Origin of the sequence: Halomonas sp. SIMBA_159 (genome assembly GCF_046536035.1) — a bacterium.
GTDB classification, from domain to species: Bacteria; Pseudomonadota; Gammaproteobacteria; order Pseudomonadales; family Halomonadaceae; genus Vreelandella; species Vreelandella venusta_A.
Genome location: NZ_JAWJBT010000614.1, coordinates 1 through 270, shown reverse-complemented (window position 1 = coordinate 270; position 270 = coordinate 1). Strand labels below are relative to the sequence as shown.

The window sequence follows — 270 nt, the reverse complement described above, 5'->3', positions numbered from 1 at the left end:
GGTTTTAAGTTTGCTATTAATATTTTCATTGTTTGTAGGTGTTACAGGTTTTATTCCGCAAGTAAAAGCTGTCGGTCAAGACGAGGATGAGGCTTATTTAGAAGATAGTAGCATGATTATTGAGGAAGATAATGATACTGATGCTGAGGAAGAACTTGAAGAAATTCAAGGAGTCGAAGAAAATTCAGACGAAGGTACTCTAAGCGAAGAAGAATTAAAAAAAATTAAAATAACTACTAAATCTTGGGATCCATACGGGGGAACTGGTGG

General features: G+C 35.6%; 1 protein-coding gene. It reads left to right on the top strand.

What is annotated here, in order from left to right:
* The coding region (locus tag R0J87_RS20665) for a hypothetical protein (RefSeq protein ID WP_498888593.1) at positions 1–270 on the top strand (270 nt) is incomplete at both ends.